Below are 20,405 nucleotides of genomic sequence, written 5' to 3' on the forward strand. Positions count from 1 at the left end.
TGCGCTATTGATAATGTTTACTCTCAACAAAGGAGGGATCATGAAAGCATTTATCTACACATCACTAGTCATTACCTCAGTGGTGGCAAATGGCGCGAATGCGGATGAGTTTGATGTGACATCTGCGCATGTAGATGGTTGTCCTGCGAACTTTTTTACTCATAAAGCGGAGGTGTTCGATGCTGTGACACTATGTGCGACCTATAAAGTGCCTGGACAAAAACTGGCCTATGCCGCCAATGTTACCGCACAATGGTTAGATAATGATCAAGATGGTGTCATTGATGAGCCCGCTTTGCTTGACCACCTGCGCCGTAATCAAGCGGTATTAGTGATGAGTAAGAGTGGATTTAGTGATGGTGCTTTCGATGAGATGGATATTGAGAGTAGAGTTGGCCAGGATCTGTCAGCAGATGAAACCAACCCAAGCAACCAACGTGATGCTTCTCAAGAGGAAATTCACCACCTCATAGTTAACGCTGGGTGGCAATCCTTGTACCCGAAGTTATTCAGTGATCAAAAGAGAGTGAATAGTGCACTATACCAGCAATGGAAGGTCGCTGATGAGCTGGGATACTATCAATACGATGATCCAACCTGCGATAGTGCATGCAAAACCATTGAATTCTTCTACTTAACTACAGCAAGCTACTTAGGTTCAAAAGCAGATCTGTTCTCGGATGAACTGAGCCTCAAGACAAGAGAAGAGTTAACGGAGAAGCTACCAGGGGTTGTTGCAATAATGGAATCCAAGGACTATCACTATTCGACTCATATGTGGCCAGATGGAAAGTATCCTCATCAACAAAACATCAAAATCATAGGCCAGTAGTATAGGTGCAGCCACTAGAACAGTGAGTCTCTAGTGGCTAAAAGCAGGTTACCAATCAACACCTTTTCAACATGTACATAGTCATTGCCAATTGTATAGGACAGTACATTAGTCGGTTAAAGCTTTAACTACTTAAGCTGGACAAAATATCACAATTACAAAAAAGTAATTCTATTTGCGAGTCGTGATAGTGATTACTGCAATTGATATATTTGTTGTACGCATATTTCAAAGAGATCGTCCGAAGGTGCCAACTTCGATTGTTTTCTTACTCCAAAACGGTAGGTAACTTAATTGCCAACAGAAAATATCACAAAATCAGAAGGTTGTGATGAAAGGCAATTCAGTTTCGCTCTACAACAGCCAGATAACAGGGCAACCATATAGACCTCTATCCAAAGCAGAAGTGACGCATGAGCTAGGTCAATTTGTTGAAACGATGTCCAAAAGTAAGTCGCGTCAAACAATTAATCTCGCATCTTTCATACATTGGGTCAAACCTGCGGTTCTTCATAGGCAATATAGATTTTTGAAGTTATCGAGTGATATTGAATACACGGGATACGTACTGTGGGGATGGGTAGATGATTCCACATTGTTGTCTTTCATGACGGAGCCTCGTTTCTCATTAAAACCTATGCATTGGAACGAAGGACGAAATTTGATCGTGGTAGATTGGTACGCTCAGAAAAATAACCTGAGCCAAATAAAAGCTATATATAAACACTTTACTTCCTCTACAAATCTTTCTTTCAAAGACGTCAATATCTGTATTCGAGATAGCCAAGGAAATGTTGTTAGAACTAATAAACGGGGGCTATATGGATGTTAAGAATATTAAAACTCATCAAGTCGTTGATTCTAACAATACTCCGTTTATAGGAACCCAGTTACCCGCTGAATCATTTGTCGCCTTTGATGCATACAAACTCAAGGACACTGAAGTTGTTTGGTTTAATAAAGAGTTACTCTCTAATTACAATGTTAGTGGAAGTGATGAAGAAATTGTTAGCGAGCTAATAAATAATTTTTCTTACGTTTCAAAGGGATATGCGGAAAGAAAGCGTATTCATATCCACGATAAAAAACAGTTTTTCGCTGACCAATATGGGTCTAAACATGAAGTTTGCAATGGTGGTAGTGCTAGGTGTGGTTTAAACGGCAAATTTCAAATAAAAGGTATTGGCCGCAACCCACTTGTCGCGCAAAACATGTCAGATAGTCATTCTCACGGCAAGCTTTTCATTGATGAAGCTATAAGTGAGGCGATATGGGGAGAGATCTGTAATAAGCATTTACCCCACGGAGCAGTTCGCACATTGGCAATAATAAAAACCAATACTAAGCAAGACTTTGGATATGTAGAGAATGCTCCGAAAAAACACTGTGCCTTAGCAATCAGGGAAGTCTCCGTGCGTCCGGCACATTTTGAGCGATGTACCTTTTTCTGGCCAGAAGAGAACTACAGTTTTTTACGTGACAATGATGCTAACCGCGTAAGAAAGGCAGTGCCGTATTTATCTAAATTTCTGCTGGCTGAAGCTACAGATGCTCTGCTAGGTGATGTTCTCAACCACTTGATAGATCGCCTTGCTTGCCAGATTGCTGCGTCGAGAGTGAAAGGAATTCCACATGGTTCCTTAACGAGTTCGAACATATCGATTGATGGTCGGTTTTTGGACTTTGGCACCATAACAGCCGTGCCAGATTTCGGTAACTATGTACTAGCAAATGGTGTTGGTGCCGTATGGGATGACCATGAACTCATAGAATCCTGGTTGGTTAACTTCGTTAACACTCTTAATCATTACTCGGAAGGCGAATTGAGCAAAGGTCGCATAAGAGAGTATCCGTCAGAATTTACGAAATTGCTTGATGAATATGAGAATAAGTTCTTGTTGATAGAGTTGGGAATTAAGGACCATTCAGATTCGAATTTACATCAAGCTAGCCTTTTAAAAGAGCGGCTTAAAAGCGATGAGCGTAGGGCTGTTACTCGCTTTAATGATCAAGAGTTTCGTCAGAATATTCTAATTGAAGCAAAGAAACTTGGTTTTGACGTTAATTATATTGGATTCCCCTTGCGACAGGCCAAGTATTCATCCTTTACCATGCTTCAAGGGCACTTGAATACAAAGTACGACTATCGATCTGTTGGTCAGCTTATTAATAGTTATTTAACATAAGTGAGATGATTATGATTGATGTGATCGAAATAATATTAATTTCTACGTCTTTACTGTCATTTATTACGACTCTTGTTTTGTTTGGGTGTTATAAACTCAGAAAATCGAAAGGCAAAAATGACAACGACCCAGAAGTTTCTGTATTTTTGCCTTTTTATAATGAAAATGAAGAGCACTTAGTATGTGCATTGAACAAGCTAAATGAGCAAAGCTATTCAAGTCGAATTCAGGTGATTGTGATTGATGATGGCTCTACAAATAATTCAATAGCTAGAGTTAAAGAGTGGATTTTTAACACAGAGTTAAAGCATGACTTCCAAATCATAGAAAGGGCAGTAAATGGTGGTAGAAAAGGCTTCGCCTTAGATCATGTCCTCAACCTTGGTGTTGCAACTGGGGATGTTTACGTTGTGGTAGATAGTGATACTTATATTGAACCCAACGGCATCTACGAGTTGGTAACCAAGCTTTGGTCTGATGAAAAATATGCAGCAGTTTGTGGGTACATCACGCCAGAGAACCATAAAGACAGTTTTATAGGTAAATTGCAACACTATGAACATATTAGCTTTTATGGCGCGATAAGAGCAGCCCAAGACAAATTCGGTTGTGTCCCTGTATTAGCAGGCGCGTTCGTAGCCCACCGAGCTTCAGTCGTGAACAAGTTAGGTGGATGGAGCGAGTGGCTAGTCGAAGATATCGCGTGGTGTTGGAAGGCAATATCTAACGGCTACCGAACAGGTTATGCACCTAAAGCAAAGGCAACGACACAGTGCCCAACTGATGCTAAAGGCCTGTTTAATCAACGCCGGCGCTGGGCCCGTGGACGAGTAGAAGCTTATACAGAAGCTTGGAAGACACATTGGTTAGCCGGCCTATGCGCATCTCCTTGGTTTCTACTTACGGCGGCACAATACATATTCCCATCTAGCATTTTTTTGCTTGGCTTTATGATTGTAACAGGTATTTGGATTCCCATTTTTATTGGTGCCGCAAATATATTTGTTTACTTTTTACTGGTCCGTTCTTATATAAAAGACTTTGACTTGTCTGGAGACTTATCAAACCGGCAAGTGATTAAAGCACCAATTTATTCAGCCCTATTAGAGTCTATTACATGGTTACCAAACTTGCTTGGTTACTCAGATGAGATTTTAGGTAGGAAAAAAGGCTGGTTAACAAGATAGTTTCTATGAGTGCAGTACTCTTTTACTGTAATTAAATATAAGGAAATAACTTATGTATAACTTAAGTATTGATGAAATTTCAATGGTAGATGGTGGTGGTGATGGTAATAGCAGTGGTTACCCTGCATCTCCTAGCGCAGTTAAGCAAATGTCAGGACCTCAAGGAGATGCAGGAAGAGCTGTATTAAACAACCTAGCAAGTATCGCAGGCGGAATTATAGGTGTTGTAGGGTCTTGTCCTGCCGCTGCGACAGGTATTGGTGCTGCTGGGTGCATAGCATCTGGGGTTGGCATTGCTCAAGGGGCGGCTGGATTGGCAGGTGGCAGAGGCCTGTAAAGGACAGGCTAGCATTTATTGCTAGCCTTTCTAGAAATAATGCTTTGAGGTGATATATGGACGAGTTAAAACGTATATTTAGGAACGAGTGCGTAAAAGAAAAGAACAATAAGTTTTTTATATTCCATCGCTCTCTATGGGGAAGGGTTATTGTAGAAAAGTCAAATGATGGATACAATTGCAAAGGGGAGTATATTGGTCATATAACTCTGTTTCTAATGTCTCTTATCATATACTTCACAAATGATAATAATACTGAGTATTCAAATTATATTTCGATATTTGGGTTAATTTTTTCGATCATTGGTTCAATTATTTTAGAAATAAGAATCTGCTACGTTAAATTGATTTTAAAAAATAATGTTTGATGTTCTCTAACAAGCTTATAATCATGCATGAATGATATACATGACTGGTTTGTCGGAATTTACTTTTTTTTGGATTATATCATGAAATCAAATTTAGCATCAGAGATTCTTAATAGTAATTCTAATACACTATATGTTAACTGGGCCTTATTAAATATGTGCAACTATAGTTGTACATATTGTCATGATGATCTCAATTCTGGCAGCATTGGCCATCCAGAAGAAGAAATAGCTTTGAAATTTATTTCTAAATTGCTAGATAAATCAAAGATAACTAATAAGAAACTATATGTGGAGTTTGGTGGTGGGGAGGTAACTCTCTACCGAAGTTTCGAGTCGGTCATAAAAAATATATATAACAACAAAGGTTTTGTTACTATTGTTTCAAACGGCTCAAAAAAAGTTTCTTGGTGGCAAGACAATGCTAAGTACTTATCGGGAGTGAGCCTCAGTTATCACATTAACGATATCAAAAGTGACTCGCATTTTACTGAAGTGTCTAAAATTCTTGAGGCTTCTGAAACTACCCGCTTCCACGTGAACGTTATGATGGTTCCAGAACGATTTGAAGATTGTTTAGCGTTTGCAAACAAACTTAAACAAGAAGTACGTTGCTCTATTGCTCTCCAGCCACTTTTTGAAGGCTTCGGCCATGGGGGAATTACTCAGAAGTATCCATATACCCCAGAACAAGAGCAAATAATGAAAGACTTTCGAGGTAGGCCAGAGCTTAAAGAGTTGCCACCTTCAATGGCTGAATTAGAAGTAAATTATACCGATGGCACAACCGAGAATCTGTCTACTTTTGATTTAATTGCTAATGATCAAACAAATTTTATTGGTTGGGATTGTTACGCTGGTATCGATAGTTTAGTGGTGACATTTAGTGGTGATATTTATCGCTCTTGGTGTATGCAAGATGGGCCCATTGGTTCAATTTATGACGAAAATATTGAACTTCCTACTCATCCAACCAAGTGTAGAACTAAGATTTGTCAATGTGGTGTCGATCTATCGGCTAAAAAGGTTAATGCAAAGCTAATTTCACATAGGCAACAAGAAATTGCAGTGACTCAGCTTTAGTCTCACTTGTTAAGGGAAAGGAATACCCGTGGTAGCAAGAGCTAAGCATTTATATCGACCAGAGTATTTTGAAGCGCAGGAGTCAGACAATCAAGGCTCGATTTTAATCGATGCTTCATTGAATCAGCATGTGTTTGTAGGCGCGTCTGTGTTTGTTCTGTTGAGTATCATTGTTTTCGTTGTTTTTTCTGAATATACGCGCAGAGACACATTGAATGGAGTGGTAAGTCCGACTGGCGGTATTGTGAAGGTACAGTCTAACGATGAAGGCTATGCCGAAAATGTGTTCGTCATTGAAGGCCAAAAAGTGCTCGCTGGTGAGCCATTATATGAGATCAAAACCGAGCGATATGATGAGTTTGGGCAAGGTGTCAAAAAACGTATCGTTACCACCATTGAAAATCAAATTGCGTTGCTAGATGAACGTCGAAGTAAAGAAATAGAAAAATCGCAGCATCAGTTAGAAGTCATTGATGATGATCTAATACGTTTGTCAGAAGAGGCTGGAATACTTAAGGTTGTCGTTGATTTATCGGAACAAGAGCTTAGCCTTGCTCAAAGTCTGGTTGATAAACAACAAGTGTTAGTCAGCAAACAGTTCATCTCCTCTATTGAGCTTCAAAGACAAAGGCTCGAGTTGATAACACTAGAAGCTAAGGTGCAAACACAGCTCCTTAGTTTACAGCGATTGGTCAGAGAAAAAGCTAAGCTGAAAGAAACGAAAGAGACCCTCAAGTTGGAACTTGATATTGCCTTACAGGAAATAGATCGCCAGCTTCAACAAATTGCTCAAAGTAAAATCGAATACTTTTCTCAAACAGATACTCAGGTTGTATCACCTATTAACGGAGTGATTGCTTCCATCTTCGTTAAGGAAGGTCACTCAGTTAACAAGGGTCAACCCCTACTTGTAGTTATTCCTGAGGGTGAAGAGCCAGTCGTCGTTGAACTTTACGCCCCCAGCCGCAGCATAGGCTTTATTCAAGAAGGTCAAGATGTTCGCTTACGGTTTGATGCGTTCCCTTATGAAAAGTTTGGTGTTCAGCAAGGCGTCATCTCTTCCATATCAAAATCTGCTGTTTCTGCGGAAATGTTACCAAATAGTCCACTAATACAAAGTCAACTTTCTCGTACTCATGGTGGTGTGGGGTTGTACCAAGTGAGAGTCAAATTAGATAAACCAACCATTACGGTTTATGGAGAGGAGCAATTGTTTGTGCCAGGAATGACATTAACCGCAGATATTGAGTTGGATACGCGTAAGGTCTACGAGTGGCTTTTAGAGCCTTTGTACACTATCAAAGGGCGAATATAACGATGCATGCAGAAGGACTAATAGATTGGGGGTGGGGGAAGAAACTCCCGTTGATCCGACAGACTGAAAAAGCGGAATGTGGCATCGCTTGTTTAGCGATGGTTGCCGATTGGTATGGGTACAAAACCGATCTTAGGTCGTTGAGGGTAAAATGTGGCATTACTCAACATGGGATGTCGTTTGCACGGCTCATTGAATGTGGCTCACTTCTTAAGCTTTCTGGTCGAGCGGTGCGCTTAGACCTAGATGAATTAGAACAATTAGCCACACCTTGTATTTTGCACTGGAATCTAAATCACTTTGTTGTGTTAAAGAAAGTGAGTGGCAAGAAAATTGAAATTCACGATCCCGCAAATGGAGCATTGATACTGAATCATGATGAGTTAAACAAACATTTCACAGGAATTGCTCTCGAGCTGACACCAACTCATGACTTCGAAGAGAAAGTTGAAAGTAAAGCCGTTCGGCTATCAACCCTTATTGGAAAAACAGTTGGCCTAAAAGAGGCGTTAGGACGGATTTTTGTTTTCGCATTGGTATTGGAGGTGTTAGCTCTCACCTTGCCCATCTTCAATCAAATCGTCATTGATGAAGTGTTGGTTGGGTATGATAAAAATCTTCTCGTACTCGTCATTGGAGCCATATTGATAGTAACGGCGACTCAAACCCTAATAGGTCTTGCCCAGCAATGGGCGACAATCAAGCTTTCAGTGAACTTTAATATGCAGTGGGCTGCGAATGTTTTCCACCATTTGTTCCGATTACCAATTGATTGGTTCGAGAAAAGGGACATAGGGAGCATTAATGCGAAATTCGCCGCGGTAGATGTCATTCAGCAGACGTTGACGACCAGTGCAATTCAGGCTTTGCTCGATCTAGTGTTAGTCGTTGGCACATTATCTGTAATGTTGGTTTACAGCCCTCAACTCTCACTGATTGCCATCGCTGCTGCGTTAGGTTATATCGTTCTTAGGTTTGCGTGGTTTGGTGCGTTTAAACGTGCTGAAGAAAATACCTGGGAGGCGAGCACTCAAGAAGAAAGTTATTTCATCGAGACAGTTCGCGGTGTACTGAGCTTGCGAGTGAATGGGACTTTACCTTGGCGAGAGTCGTCTTGGAGAAACCTTAACATTAATCGCAGAAATGCGCAGCTACACGAGCAAAAGCTCGGGATGATCTACAACACAATGAATGTGACCATTGTTAGCCTGGTGTCTGCGACTGTTCTTTGGTTTGGTGCGAATCTGGTATTGGACGGACTCTTTACTATCGGTATGTTAATGGCATTCCTTTCGTATCAAGGACGCTTTTCTGCCAGCATTAGCTCACTAATAGATAAGTACTTCGAATTTAAGATGCTATCGGTGTACAACGAGCGTTTAGCGGACATTGTCTTAACCGAGAAAGAGACGAATAACGTTTCTGATGCCATGGGGCTACCTATTGTAGCTAGTGGCCAGGATGACAATGTTATCGAGTTTGACGATGTTTACTTCTCCTATGGAAAAGAGCAACCCCACATTCTTAACGGTGCGAGCTTTAGCGTCAAAAATAATGAAATTGTTGCGTTAGTCGGGCCATCTGGTTGTGGTAAGTCAACGATATCGAAACTTCTATTGGGGATATACTCAGTCACCTCTGGAGGCATTTACTATTTTGGTAATAAGTCGACGGCCTCTACATCACTGAGAAATCAAGTTGGAGCGGTACTTCAAGAAGATCAGCTGTTTAGCGGTTCGATTATCGAGAATATAACGTTTTTCGCTGGTGACTTAGATGAAGAATGGCTAGTTGAATGTGCTCGCAGAGCTGGTGTCCATGATGATATAGAACGCCTAAAGATGGGTTATCACACGCTAGTCGGCGAAATGGGCTCAAGTCTTTCTGGAGGCCAAAAGCAAAGAATTCTTATTGCACGAGCTTTGTACAAGAAACCTAAGTTTTTAGTGCTGGATGAAGCGACAAGCAGCTTAGATATCTATACAGAGTCCTTTGTCTGCCAAACGTTTAAAGCAATCAATATTCCTATTTTGATGATTGCCCATCGCCCAGAAACCATAGCTTCAGCTGATCGAGTTTTACTTATGGATGGCGGTGTAATCCAGGAAATCCCTAATAATTTCAAGCAGGAGACTCAAGATGTATCACTCTGAGCGGATACTCTGTCCAGATAATCATTCTGAATTCTCTGAAGTAGAATTGATGGAGCAATATGGCCAATACTTCGGGGCAGATGAATGGGTGACATTCTCTGGCTGTCCCTCAATTACATTAACCAAAGCAGGGACAAACAGTTTTGGGACTTTGCCCAAAGGTGACGAAGTAATTTCTATCGGTTCAGGCTGTTACATTGAGTCTTCATTCCTGCCTGCATTTCCTTCGGGTATATCAAAGCTAACAAGCGTTTCGATCAATGAAAGGCCTTTTGGGAAAATACTTATAGGTAAAGGCTGCGTTCTTCAAGGAACTTCGATTTGTTCTTATGAAAAAGTTTTAATAGGAAGCAATGTTATTTTTGGGCCAAATGTTGTGATTATGGATTGTAGTGGACATTCTTTATCGAATAGAGGAGGTGTGCGTGAGTTAGATAACCTGAAAGCTCAACCAATTACTATAGGTAATGATGTCTGGGTTGGTTACGGTTGTATTATTTTACCAGGTGTCAGCATTGGTGATGGGGCGGTCATTGGCGCTGGTAGCGTGGTTACGAAAGATATCCCTCCGAATAGTATGGCTGCGGGCAATCCATGTATTGTAAAGAAAACAGGAATAAATAATATTAGTAAGTAGGACATTGGCATCAAATTAGTAGCCACTAGAACAGCGAGTCTCTAGTGGCCAAAAACAGGTTACCAATCTACACCTTTGAGAGCTTTTACGCCTGACTCAAAAGCATGCTTGACGTTACGCACTTCGGATACGGTGTCGGCCATCTCAGTCAAGGTGCGATGAGCGCCACGCCCGGTGATAATTACCGATTGCATTTTAGGGCGATGGTTCAACGCCTCAACTAATTCATCTAACTCAATGTAACCGTAATTGACCATATAGGTCATCTCATCAAACAGCACGACATCAATCGACTTGTCTTGCAGCATACGCTTACACTTTTGCCACACTTTTTGTGCCGCTTCGGTGTCTTGCGCTTTACTTTGAGTTTCCCAAGTGAATCCCGTACCCATCACTTGAAACTCAACCCCGAGCTTTTCAAGCAGGTTACGTTCACCATTGTCCCATGTCCCTTTAATAAATTGAGCGACAGAACATTTCAAACCATGCCCGACAGCGCGAGCAATGGTGCCAAACCCAGAGGTAGATTTACCTTTACCGTTACCAGTAATTACGAGGAATAGACCTTTTTCTTCTTGAGCAGCAGCAATTCGAGCATCTACTTGCTCTTTCACTTTTTGCTGTCGCTCTTTGTGACGCACTTCTTTATTGGTTTCAGAGGTCATGGTAAATCCTTTTTTATTCAATAATTCTGTGTCTATGATAGCCCATTCACAGTATGGCAAAAACCTATGATTTTCATGGGAAAGCAGTTAGAAATAGAGGCTGAATAGGAAATGAAGAAGCTATTGGTTGTTTGTATGGGGAATATTTGTCGCTCGCCTACGGGTGAAGCTATTCTAAGAGCAAAATCAGAGCAATTAGGAATCTCTGTTGAAGTAGACTCCGCGGGTACTATCGGCTATCACCAAGGCAATCCGCCGGATTCAAGAGCGAAAGCTGCAGGGGAGCGCCGAGGTTATTCATTCAAAGGAATCCGTTCACGCAAAGTGGTAAGTAGTGACTTTGACAACTTTGACCTAATTTTAGCGGCAGATAGAGATAACTTTGCCGATCTTATTGCCCGTTGCCCGCAACGTGTACAGTACAAAATCAAACTGTTTCTTGAGTTTTCTGACACTGAATACGACGAAATCCCCGACCCTTATTACGGTGGGGATAGCGGTTTCGAGCTAGTATTGGATCTTATTGAAGAAGCTTCAGAGAACGTATTGAAGTCGCTTTAATACCGGATAATGGCGGAAAGGTTGTTACGCCGCCATTACTCTGCCACTAAAGTAATCATTAGAGACAATATACTCAGTATTGCGAATTAACTCATCTTGCACTTCTGCCCAGTGAGAGCTGTCATGCTCAATTGCTGGGACGACACCACCGACACGAATATTAAAAGGCGTTAACTCTTTTGCCCAACTTTGGGTAAATCCTGCCACCATTGATGTTGCATTGTCGAAGCCGGACATGTCTTGATAGTCTGGATGGGAAATGACATTAACTATTACACCATTCTTTTTCTCTTCTCGCATTCTTTCCGCGGTTGCCTGACCAAAGCTAAACAGTGTTGCAGCCATTAAAGATAGTCTCTGGGTAAATAAATCACTGCCGTGGTGATCAAAAATGTTGGGCATTGCCTCTGCGGTTAGCGTGTTGATCAAAACGTCGGGGGAGCGCTTGATAGTTTGATCCATAAATGTGAATAAGTATTGGATAGAACTGAGTGAGTGATCATCTATAGGGCACTGATAGACGCTGTCTGATATCTCTTTGCACTGCTGATAGGTCTGAGTAAGTTGTGGAGTTTTTCTGTCACACAATACCAACGTCGCACCAAGCGAAGCAAAGTGATAAGCGAGAGTGCTACCGATTTGAGAACCGGCAGATGTCACTAAAATTACAGCATTTTTTATATCCATTGGCTTACCCCCATAAGCAATGCATGCTCTAAAAGATGTCCACATAGCATGGTAGATTAGCTGTGTTTTAGTTGTGAATAACGTCAAATAACTCTTCGCTCAGTATGACAATGTTCGATTATTTGGCGCTATTCACACTATGCAGGTCAATTGTTAAGCAAGTCTGAAAAATGAGACACGAAAAGTGTGATCGAAAACGATCCGATTAGACTTGAGTTTGGATCTGGAAGGTGCGTTGCGCTTTGATGAGCTGGTTATAAAGATCGATAGGTATCAATTCTTTTGGTTCTTTCTCTCCCAGTGCTCGGCGCTGATGACCAGATAAATTGTGATACACCTCTTCCGGCATGTTATGCGTATCTTCAGGTAGGTATGTTAAAGCATCAGGTGTTAGGTAATGACTCAGCTTGGTACTCGGTAGTCCCGAGTTATGGAACAGTGAGGCCTGGTTTGCTGAGATGTCATAAGAGCCTTGATCGGATCGAAGCTGTTGGGGTAGTGGCAATTCAAACCTTTTACGCAGTGCTTGTTCACTGGTATCGATTTCGTCGACCTTTTCAAGTGGGGTATTGTCACGCACATCATCGGAAAACATCGACAGAATTAAAGCAAAGTCAGCTCGGCGTCCTTCATGTACGGCATGGTTAATACCCGTGCCAAACTGAAGCTCGCTGATAATGGCTGCTTTGTCTAATGTATGAATTTGCATGATGTTCCTCGTTCGTTGCTTTTATAGCGACTTAATGGTGAGAAACTTTAGGTAAATCATGGCTTGAAAAGAAAAAAGCCAGCGAAATACTGGCTTTTGAGTGACTAAATTTTAAATCCTAGGGGAATGGATTATTTTGCTAGGTTTTCTGCAACGAAGTCCCAGTTAACTAGAGCCCAGAACCCATTCATGTAGTCTGGACGAACGTTACGGTAATCGATGTAGTAAGCGTGTTCCCACAGGTCAACAGTAAGAAGTGGAGTTGTCCCTTCTTCTGTTAGAGGTGTTGCTGCGTTAGACGTGTTAACAATTTCTAGAGAGCCATCCGCTTTCTTAACAAGCCAAGTCCAAGAAGAACCGAAGTTGTTGATTGCAGAGTCTGTGAATTTCGCTTTGAACTCTTCGAACGAACCGAATGCAGCGTTGATAGCGTCTGCTACTGCACCTGTTGGCTCACCACCTGCGTTCGGCGCTAGACAGTGCCAGTAGAAAGTGTGGTTCCAGATTTGTGCAGCGTTGTTAAATACACCACCAGTAGAAGTCTTGATGATTTCTTCTAGAGATTTGCCTTCAAACTCAGTGCCAGGGATAAGACCATTTAGCTTAACAACATAAGTGTTGTGGTGCTTACCGTGGTGGAAATCTAGAGTTTCAGCTGAGATATGTGGTTCTAGTGCGTCTTTCGCGTAAGGAAGAGCTGGTAGTTCAAATGCCATTGCTCGATTCTCCATTTATATGAAAGGGTTACCCCTCTCGATTGCTTCCAGTGTTATTTATTATTCATAGCTAGCTAAATGCCAACCATGGTCGATTTGCTGACTTGCGCTATAGTTTAGCAAGTTTTTACTTTATTAAAAGCTTGGCCGTAGCATTTCTATATGAAAATTTTCTATCAGCTTAATCTCTTAAATCGTTTAAAGGATATAACCTTATACATAATAGGCTTTTTATTCTGTGCTAATGGTTTAGAATATCCGGATTACTTGCCGTAACTCCATTAAGAGGAAGCAATGGAAACTATCGATAAAATCAAACAGCAAATCGCAGAAAACTCGATCCTTCTGTATATGAAAGGCTCGCCTAAACTACCTAGCTGCGGTTTCTCTTCACAAGCGGCGCAAGCACTAATGGCTTGTGGTGAGAAATTTGCCTATGTAGATATCCTGCAAAACCCAGACATTCGTGCAGAGCTGCCTGCTTACGCACAGTGGCCAACCTTCCCACAGCTTTGGGTTGAAGGTGAGCTAGTCGGTGGTTGTGACATTATCATCGAAATGTTCCAAAAGGGTGAACTTCAGCCACTTGTCAAAGAAGCGGCTGAACGTGCAGGAACCAGCGAAGAGTAATCTGCACTATATGACAAATACTGTTTAAATTTACAGTTTTTCTTGATTTGTAAGGGCCACATTCGATAATGTGGCCCTTATTGTTTCTGTTTGACCCTGCTTTATGTCTCGTCTGTTTATTGCTGAAAAACCAAGCCTTGGCCGCGCAATTGCCGCTGCGCTGCCCGGACCAAAGAAAAATGACCAAGGCTTTATTCGTTGCGGTAATGGCGATATTGTCACTTGGTGCATTGGACACTTGTTGGAGCAAGTCGAACCAGACGCTTATGATGAGCGCTATAAAAAGTGGAATCTAGCTGACTTGCCAATTGTCCCGGAACAATGGCAGTTAAGACCTCGCAAGTCTTCCAGTAAGCAACTCACTGTAGTAAGAAAACTGCTAAAAGAGTCGCAGCAAGTCATTCATGCCGGAGACCCTGATAGAGAAGGGCAACTGCTGGTAGATGAAGTGCTCGATTACTGTAAGGTAAGCAAAACTAAAAAAGAAGCGACCCAGCGTTTGCTGATTAGCGATTTGAACTTGCCAGCGGTCAAGCGCGCCTTAAATCAAATGCGCAGCAACCGTGAATTTGTTCCGCTGTCTGTTTCTGCTTTAGCGCGCTCTAGAGCAGACTGGTTGTATGGTATGAATATGTCTCGCGCCTATACGCTACTTGGGCAGAAAGCTGGCTATCAAGGCGTCTTGTCGGTAGGTCGAGTACAAACTCCAGTGCTTGGCTTAGTGGTGCGCCGTGATGAAGAGATAGAGAACTTTATCCCTCGTGATTATTTTACTCTTCACGCCCTCATCCCGTATCAAGATGGCTCAAGCGCGTTTGATATACGCGCTCGTTGGAAACCGAGTGACGCGTGTAAACCTTGGCAAGACGAAGAGGGGAGAGTCCTCAATCGTAAGCTGGTGGAAAATGTCGCTAATCGAATTGCTAACCAACCAGCAAAAGTTGTTGAATCGGAACAAAAGCAAACCAAGCAATCGGCGCCACTGCCCTATTCGTTATCTGCTCTGCAAATTGATGCTGCAAAGCGATTTGGTATGAGTGCGCAGCAGGTGCTTGATACTTGTCAGTCTCTGTATGAAAAGCACAAGTTGATCACTTATCCTCGCTCAGATTGTCGTTATTTGCCGATGGAGCACTATTCCCAAGCAAGTAGCGTTTGTGATGCGATCAGCAACAATGCCAAGGAACTTGGTAGTGCAGTATCAGGGGCAAATCTGAGCCTTAAATCCAAAGCATGGAATGATAAAAAAGTAGATGCTCACCATGCGATCATCCCGACGCCGAAAAAGGCTTCAGTGAATGCGCTGTCTGGGAATGAGATGAAGATTTATCAGCAGATTGCACGCCAATATTTGATGCAGTTTTATCCCGCGGCGGTTTACGCTGAAGCTAAGCTGGTATTTGATATCGCAGGCGGTACTTTCATCGCCAAAGGTCGTCAGTTAGTTTCGGCTGGCTGGAAAGAGCTGATGGGTAAAGTGGATGATGAAGACGCAAGTGTCGATGCGGTTCCTCCTTTACCAGAAGGAAGCGTTCTAACCTGCCGAGAAGGTGAGATTAAAGATCGTAAAACGGAGCCGCCGAAACACTTTACTGAAGCTACTTTACTTCAGGCGATGACGGGGATTGCTCGCTTTGTGGAAGACAAGGAGCTGAAAAAAATACTCAAAGAGACCGACGGCTTAGGGACCGAAGCGACGCGCGCAGGCATACTTGATACTTTATTTAAACGTCAATTATTGCAGCGCCAAGGCAAGTCTATTCTCAGTACGCCTGCTGGGAGAGGCTTGATACATGCATTGCCATCCGAATCGACCTTTCCCGATATGACTGCGAACTGGGAGCATCAGTTGCAGGGTATGGCGGAGCGTAACCAAGCCTATCAACCTTTTATGCACGAACTCCAGCAGCGAATTGATGGTTTGATGCATCAAGTCCGTAGCGGAGAGATTCCTGAGTCTTTACGTCACTTACCTAAAGTAGAGCGCCCAGCTTACAAACGAAAAAAAGGCGGTTATCGTAAGAAGTCTTCTGTTAAGTCGGCATCTAAAAAGATTTAACCCACTTTGCGTCCACAGCGTTTAAATAGCTGTTGCCAATAGTCCACATGACGGCGTATTGCCTGACGGAAAGCGTTGTGGTTACTTGCTATTGGATAAACATAGTTGTGTATATTGGGCTGGGGATTAAAAATCGTTAAGTTAGATGACAGGGTTTGGTAATAACCATCGACCTTGGCCATATAGGGTTGCACTTTACCCACAAATTGCTGTTCAAAGACATTGTTTAGATATTTGAACTTAGTGCTATCACGATTTGTCGCGCAAATGATGCGATGGTCATATTCTGAGAGTTGTCGAGTGACCTGGTTTAGTTTGCTCGTTGCCATCGAGAGAGAGTAACTAAGATTGCCCACAATAAGCTTTTTCTCAAGAACCTCTTGAACGTCAATAACTTGGTTGCTTACATTGTCAGAAGCGAGATTCAAAGTTGCTAACGCTTGATTGATTTCAACCACTGTTTGGCCAAGGTTGGGTTCTAGCCACTGAGTTCCGCTAAGTTGTTTCTGCATCGCATCACTAGCAAATATCAGGTTCCAATGGTGCATCTCAAACTGAGACTGCTTTTGTTGTTGAATCGCGGCAAGTTTCAGTACCAGATCTTGTTCTAGAGCATTACTGCTTATGCACCGAGAGAGGCCATCCAATAGCGCTGTTTGGTAGTCATAATTACGAAACTCGTCGGCAACTTTACCTAAAACCGAGTTCTTCTCCGCTATCAGATTAAATAAACCACATTGCCTTAATTGGTAACTGTCGAGCAGGCCGATAGAGACAGAAGGCACGTCAACGTATAAATCGCGCTTTCGGGGCAACTTAGCGTAGCTAACCTTCAGGCGCATCTTGCACCCGCGCAACACGAGTTAAGTAATCATCAAAAAATTGGCTTGGGCTGTCATTTTGGCAAGCTGTTAGCGCAAACAACATCGGCATGATGAAAGTTGGTGATACCTTTTTCATTCTAGTGTTCCGTCACTCGCGGTGAATGGGCGGCACTACCGCGGATCGTCCGCATATAATCGGTAGGCGTTAAACCAAACTTAGAGCGAAAACGTTGACTGAAGCGTTGCTCGGACTTATAGCCACACATATACGCTAATTGAAGCACACTTAATGATTGGTCTTGCATCAAACTGAGTGCATGACTAAGCCGTACATCACTAAGAACCTCTCTATATCGGACATCTTCTTTCTTGAGTCGGCGAATGAAAGTTGCTCGACTAACTGCAAAATGTGCCGCCACCTCTTCTAAAGGGTGAGCTTCGCTGGGTGAAAGTGAGAGATATCGAGTAAGTTGCTCGCGAAAGGAAGCCTGTTGGTTTATGAACAGATGATGGAGAACGCCACGTTCAGCCAGTTGCTGATACAAGGGGGCAAGCCAAAGATGTTGAGTGTCGGTGCTCATGTGTGACAAGTCGAGGGAATAGAGTAGATTTAGCGTCTGGTCAATAGCGCTATCATTTTCTATCCACGGCTGATCCTCTAACCTTAAATTTTGCTGACTAAGCTGAATAAAGTCTTGATTTGGTGGCGAGTGAAAACTAAACACCCGAGAAAGGAACGCGCCTTTTTCGGGAAGGTTCTCAAAACTAAAACGCGATGAACCGCTACAAAGCAACAGCGTAGTTGGAGAAAGAGCGACATGACGCTCATTTTGTAACAGCCGCTTACTGCCAGAAATTACTTGAATGATGCTCGGAGAGTGAATCGTCACATTGCGCAGTTTTTGTGAATGCTGAGCTCTAAATGTTGCAATTTGATAGACGTGATTCATCACTTCTCCTGACTGTTTAGCGGGTGTGTGTTGCGGTCAAGGTTGCTTTGTCTAATGCAATACTATTAAGGGTAAACCCAACGACAGCAGCTGGTGTGTTTTTATCGAGTCCGAGTTTTGCTTTTGGCAGAGCCCACACTGTAAATTGGTAGCGGTGCATACCGTCGGCAACAGGAGGACATGCACCTCCAAATCCAACTGAACCATAATCTATACGCACTTCCTGACCACCAAGCTCAGTGATGTTTACACCTCTTGGCAGTTGAGTTGTTTTCACTGGAACATCTAATGCAATCCAATGCCAAAAGCCGCTTTCTGTTGGCGCATCAGGATCGTAGGCCGTAATTGCAAAGCTTTTTGTACCTTCCGGGATATCCTTCCAACTCAGTTGAGGCGATAAGTTATCTCCTGTGCACCCCCAACCGGAATATTCAAAGGTCTTAGCCATCGGATGGCCTTCTTGAATGTCATCACTATAGATTTGAAGTGCACTAGCTACGCCAGAAAAAGCGATGCTAGCAATAGATAGTATTGTGAAACCAAGTTGTTGTTTGATCGTCTTCATTGTGACTTTCCTTATTTTTAATCTGTTTATCTAATAGCGTTAAGCCAATTCAGATTAAGGAAAGAACAGCAATTTTAATCAACAAAAAGTATCAAATTTGTCTTAAAGCGTAGTTCATTTGATACTTAGTGTTTTTGGGAATTTTTATTAAACCAGTAAGTGGTTCACGTGTGGATTACCAAGGTAAACGATCACCATTGTAGTTAATAAACTCACCAGAACATGCTTGATCTGTTTGTTCAATCACTTTGATTAAACCCTTTGCGGAAGTGTCGGTATCAATCAACGCATTAGGCCCGCCCATTTCTGTTTGTACCCAGCCAGGGTGAAGTGCTAATACGGTAAAACCTTCAGCTGTCAGATCGTTGCTTAAGCTTTTGACTACAGAGTTGAGGGCCGCTTTTGACGAGCGGTAAATGTAGCCACCACCCGAGGTGTTCTCAGTCATGCTGCCGACTTTAGACGAGAGGCAAGCAATTTTCTTTAGCTGTCCTTTTTGCAGATTAGGGAATAAAGTTTCCACCAGTTTCAACGGTGCAATGGTGTTGATTTCAAACACTTTTCGCCACTCATCAACATCGGTGTTACCAAAGCCATAACCTTTTGGTCCGTAGTAGCCTGCATTGTTGATTAGCAAATCGATAGCGGGTAGTGCATTAGCAAATTCACTCAGTCCTTGATAATCCGTGATATCTAATGGGTGACAGGTAAGATTGTTACCTTCCAGTTTTAATAGCTCCTTCGAATTACTTTCTGAGCGATAGGTAGCGTGAACTTGCCAACCTTGAGCAAGGTAGTTTTTGACTAAGCTTAAACCTATGCCACGATTCGCTCCGGTGATTAGAACAGTTTTCATCACAAGTCCTTTAGATTTTCTCTGAGTGTTTGTTGAAGAATATCAGAAAGCTAGCGGTAAAGGGACTTGGTTGATTGCCTGATAATAAGCTCGATAGGTGGCAAGCGTACTTCATGCCTGTTGCCGCTTAGTAAGTTAAGAATAGACTCGGCGCATACTACGCCAACCTCTTCTACAGGTTGGCGCATGGTAGTGAGGGCGGGTGTAAAGTAGTAAGAAGTAGGCAGGTCATCAAAGCCAACCACTGAGATGTCTTCCGGTACTCGATAACCGTGGTCATGCAGGGCTTTGATCGCCCCATAGGCTGTTTGGTCATTGGCAGCGAAAATGGCGCTGAAGTGACTCTTAGATTCAATTAATTCCTTAGTCAGTTGATAGCCACATTCACTGCTGAAGTCGCCTTGTTTAATCAGTTTTGGCTGAACCTTGATTCCTGCCTCTTGCAACGCTTTCTTGTAACCGACAAAGCGTGCGACCGCATCGGGTTGGTTGAGCAAACCTTTAATATGGGCAATGTTTAAGTGACCTTGTTGAAGTAGGTGCAAGGTCGCCATGTAACCACCAAGTACGTTATCGATGTTAACGCAGCGCACCCGATCGCCAATCACATCATAGCCAACGGCGACAACAGGGATGTTTTCTGCATATTCAAGGATTTGCTTCTCGGTGAGGCTGCCGGTGACAATGATGACGCCATCAACATTACTTTTAGACAAGTAGTCGAGAGCATGAGATTCAAGTTTGTTTTTCCAGTGTCCGGTCGCGATAACCAGAGAATAGCCCTGTGCATTGAGGACTTTCTCCATGTCATTCAGAATACGGCTTGTATGAGGGCTTTCGGGGTTTTGCACCAGAACGCCGATGGTCATGGAGCGCGTGTTGCTGCCCTGATTCATGGTGTAGTTAGGCTTATAGCCCAGCGTTTTTATTGCTTGCTCAATGTTGTAGCTTTTTTCATCAGAGACGTAAGTTGTCCGATTGAGAAAACGCGAGACAGTACTGGGTGAGACACCAGCAAGTTTGGCGACATCATAGATAGAGGAGGATTTATTCTTCTTTTTTGATTTCATCGAACCAACAACAAA

The 20,405-nt window shown here is 42.6% G+C and carries 20 protein-coding genes and 1 pseudogene; 12 read left to right on the top strand and 9 right to left on the bottom strand.

The window, feature by feature from the left end; genetic code table 11:
- Positions 1-40: 40 nt before the first annotated feature.
- The 9 genes from ZX61_RS04560 to ZX61_RS04605 all read left to right on the top strand — a co-directional run bounded on the left by ZX61_RS04560 (position 41) and on the right by ZX61_RS04605 (position 10,098).
- Positions 41-832, top strand: coding sequence for a hypothetical protein (locus ZX61_RS04560; protein WP_049843529.1), 792 nt, complete (start codon positions 41-43; stop codon positions 830-832).
- Positions 833-1,163: 331 nt separating this feature from the next.
- Positions 1,164-1,664: a toxin-activating lysine-acyltransferase gene (locus ZX61_RS04565; protein WP_049843530.1), complete on the top strand. Its 501-nt coding sequence runs from the start codon at positions 1,164-1,166 to the stop codon at positions 1,662-1,664.
- Complete coding sequence (locus tag ZX61_RS04570; protein WP_049843531.1) at positions 1,654-3,018, top strand: protein adenylyltransferase SelO family protein; 1,365 nt, start codon at positions 1,654-1,656, stop codon at positions 3,016-3,018. Before ZX61_RS04565 ends, ZX61_RS04570 begins: the two co-directional genes overlap by 11 nt.
- An 11-nt stretch (positions 3,019-3,029) precedes the next feature.
- Positions 3,030-4,205: a glycosyltransferase gene (locus ZX61_RS04575; protein WP_049843532.1), complete on the top strand. Its 1,176-nt coding sequence runs from the start codon at positions 3,030-3,032 to the stop codon at positions 4,203-4,205.
- 52 nt (positions 4,206-4,257) lie between these two features.
- On the top strand, positions 4,258-4,542 hold the full coding sequence (locus ZX61_RS04580) for a hypothetical protein (protein ID WP_049843533.1): 285 nt from the start codon (positions 4,258-4,260) through the stop codon (positions 4,540-4,542).
- A gap of 449 nt (positions 4,543-4,991) precedes the next feature.
- Positions 4,992-5,993 carry a radical SAM protein gene (locus tag ZX61_RS04590; protein ID WP_049843535.1) on the top strand — a complete coding sequence of 334 codons (1,002 nt, stop codon included), beginning with the start codon at positions 4,992-4,994 and terminating at the stop codon, positions 5,991-5,993.
- 28 nt (positions 5,994-6,021) lie between these two features.
- Positions 6,022-7,308 carry an HlyD family secretion protein gene (locus ZX61_RS04595; RefSeq protein ID WP_049843536.1) on the top strand — a complete coding sequence of 429 codons (1,287 nt, stop codon included), beginning with the start codon at positions 6,022-6,024 and terminating at the stop codon, positions 7,306-7,308.
- A gap of 2 nt (positions 7,309-7,310) precedes the next feature.
- A complete protein-coding gene (locus ZX61_RS04600) occupies positions 7,311-9,461 on the top strand; it encodes a peptidase domain-containing ABC transporter (protein ID WP_049843537.1) in 2,151 nt (716 codons plus the stop codon).
- Entirely contained in the window at positions 9,448-10,098 is a 651-nt protein-coding gene (locus ZX61_RS04605; protein ID WP_049843538.1) for a DapH/DapD/GlmU-related protein, read from the top strand. The genes ZX61_RS04600 and ZX61_RS04605 overlap by 14 nt, the downstream gene beginning before the upstream one ends.
- 59 nt (positions 10,099-10,157) lie before the next feature.
- On the opposite strand, the gene cobO is transcribed toward ZX61_RS04605, so the two are convergent.
- On the bottom strand, positions 10,158-10,763 hold the full coding sequence (cobO, locus tag ZX61_RS04610) for a cob(I)yrinic acid a,c-diamide adenosyltransferase (RefSeq protein ID WP_049843539.1): 606 nt from the start codon (positions 10,761-10,763) through the stop codon (positions 10,158-10,160).
- Between the two features lie 111 nt (positions 10,764-10,874).
- Here cobO and ZX61_RS04615 point away from each other — a divergent pair, with 111 nt between their 5' ends.
- Positions 10,875-11,324 (top strand): low molecular weight protein-tyrosine-phosphatase, encoded by a 450-nt coding sequence (locus tag ZX61_RS04615; protein ID WP_049843540.1) that lies wholly within the window; start codon positions 10,875-10,877, stop codon positions 11,322-11,324.
- Between the two features lie 24 nt (positions 11,325-11,348).
- On the opposite strand, the gene ZX61_RS04620 is transcribed toward ZX61_RS04615, so the two are convergent.
- From ZX61_RS04620 to sodB, 3 genes are all read right to left on the bottom strand, one after another.
- Positions 11,349-12,011: an SDR family oxidoreductase gene (locus ZX61_RS04620; protein ID WP_049843541.1), complete on the bottom strand. Its 663-nt coding sequence runs from the start codon at positions 12,009-12,011 to the stop codon at positions 11,349-11,351.
- A gap of 205 nt (positions 12,012-12,216) precedes the next feature.
- Positions 12,217-12,720: a VC2046/SO_2500 family protein gene (locus ZX61_RS04625; RefSeq protein ID WP_049843542.1), complete on the bottom strand. Its 504-nt coding sequence runs from the start codon at positions 12,718-12,720 to the stop codon at positions 12,217-12,219.
- A 131-nt stretch (positions 12,721-12,851) separates the two neighbouring features.
- Positions 12,852-13,436, bottom strand: coding sequence for a superoxide dismutase [Fe] (gene sodB, locus ZX61_RS04630; RefSeq protein ID WP_049843543.1), 585 nt, complete (start codon positions 13,434-13,436; stop codon positions 12,852-12,854).
- A gap of 294 nt (positions 13,437-13,730) precedes the next feature.
- Here sodB and ZX61_RS04635 point away from each other — a divergent pair, with 294 nt between their 5' ends.
- Both ZX61_RS04635 and ZX61_RS04640 read left to right on the top strand, forming a co-directional pair.
- Entirely contained in the window at positions 13,731-14,066 is a 336-nt protein-coding gene (locus ZX61_RS04635; RefSeq protein WP_049843544.1) for a Grx4 family monothiol glutaredoxin, read from the top strand.
- 103 nt (positions 14,067-14,169) lie between these two features.
- Positions 14,170-16,125, top strand: coding sequence for a DNA topoisomerase III (locus ZX61_RS04640; RefSeq protein WP_049843545.1), 1,956 nt, complete (start codon positions 14,170-14,172; stop codon positions 16,123-16,125).
- On the opposite strand, the pseudogene ZX61_RS04645 reads toward ZX61_RS04640, so the two are convergent.
- The 5 genes and pseudogenes from ZX61_RS04645 to ZX61_RS04665 all read right to left on the bottom strand — a co-directional run bounded on the left by ZX61_RS04645 (position 16,122) and on the right by ZX61_RS04665 (position 20,390).
- Positions 16,122-17,085, bottom strand: a pseudogene (locus ZX61_RS04645) (DUF3080 domain-containing protein). The gene ZX61_RS04640 and the pseudogene ZX61_RS04645 sit on opposite strands and share 4 nt — an antisense overlap.
- Before the next feature lies 1 nt (position 17,086).
- Positions 17,087-17,899: a helix-turn-helix transcriptional regulator gene (locus ZX61_RS04650; protein WP_049843546.1), complete on the bottom strand. Its 813-nt coding sequence runs from the start codon at positions 17,897-17,899 to the stop codon at positions 17,087-17,089.
- Positions 17,900-17,915: 16 nt separating this feature from the next.
- Positions 17,916-18,464 carry a YbhB/YbcL family Raf kinase inhibitor-like protein gene (locus ZX61_RS04655; RefSeq protein WP_049843547.1) on the bottom strand — a complete coding sequence of 183 codons (549 nt, stop codon included), beginning with the start codon at positions 18,462-18,464 and terminating at the stop codon, positions 17,916-17,918.
- A 175-nt stretch (positions 18,465-18,639) separates the two neighbouring features.
- Positions 18,640-19,320 (bottom strand): SDR family oxidoreductase, encoded by a 681-nt coding sequence (locus ZX61_RS04660; RefSeq protein WP_049843548.1) that lies wholly within the window; start codon positions 19,318-19,320, stop codon positions 18,640-18,642.
- Positions 19,321-19,370: 50 nt separating this feature from the next.
- Positions 19,371-20,390: a substrate-binding domain-containing protein gene (locus ZX61_RS04665; RefSeq protein WP_049843789.1), complete on the bottom strand. Its 1,020-nt coding sequence runs from the start codon at positions 20,388-20,390 to the stop codon at positions 19,371-19,373.
- Positions 20,391-20,405: the final 15 nt, after the last annotated feature.

It is taken from the genome of Vibrio sp. VPAP30, assembly GCF_001188205.1.
In the GTDB taxonomy this organism is placed as follows: Bacteria; Pseudomonadota; Gammaproteobacteria; order Enterobacterales; family Vibrionaceae; genus Vibrio; species Vibrio bivalvicida.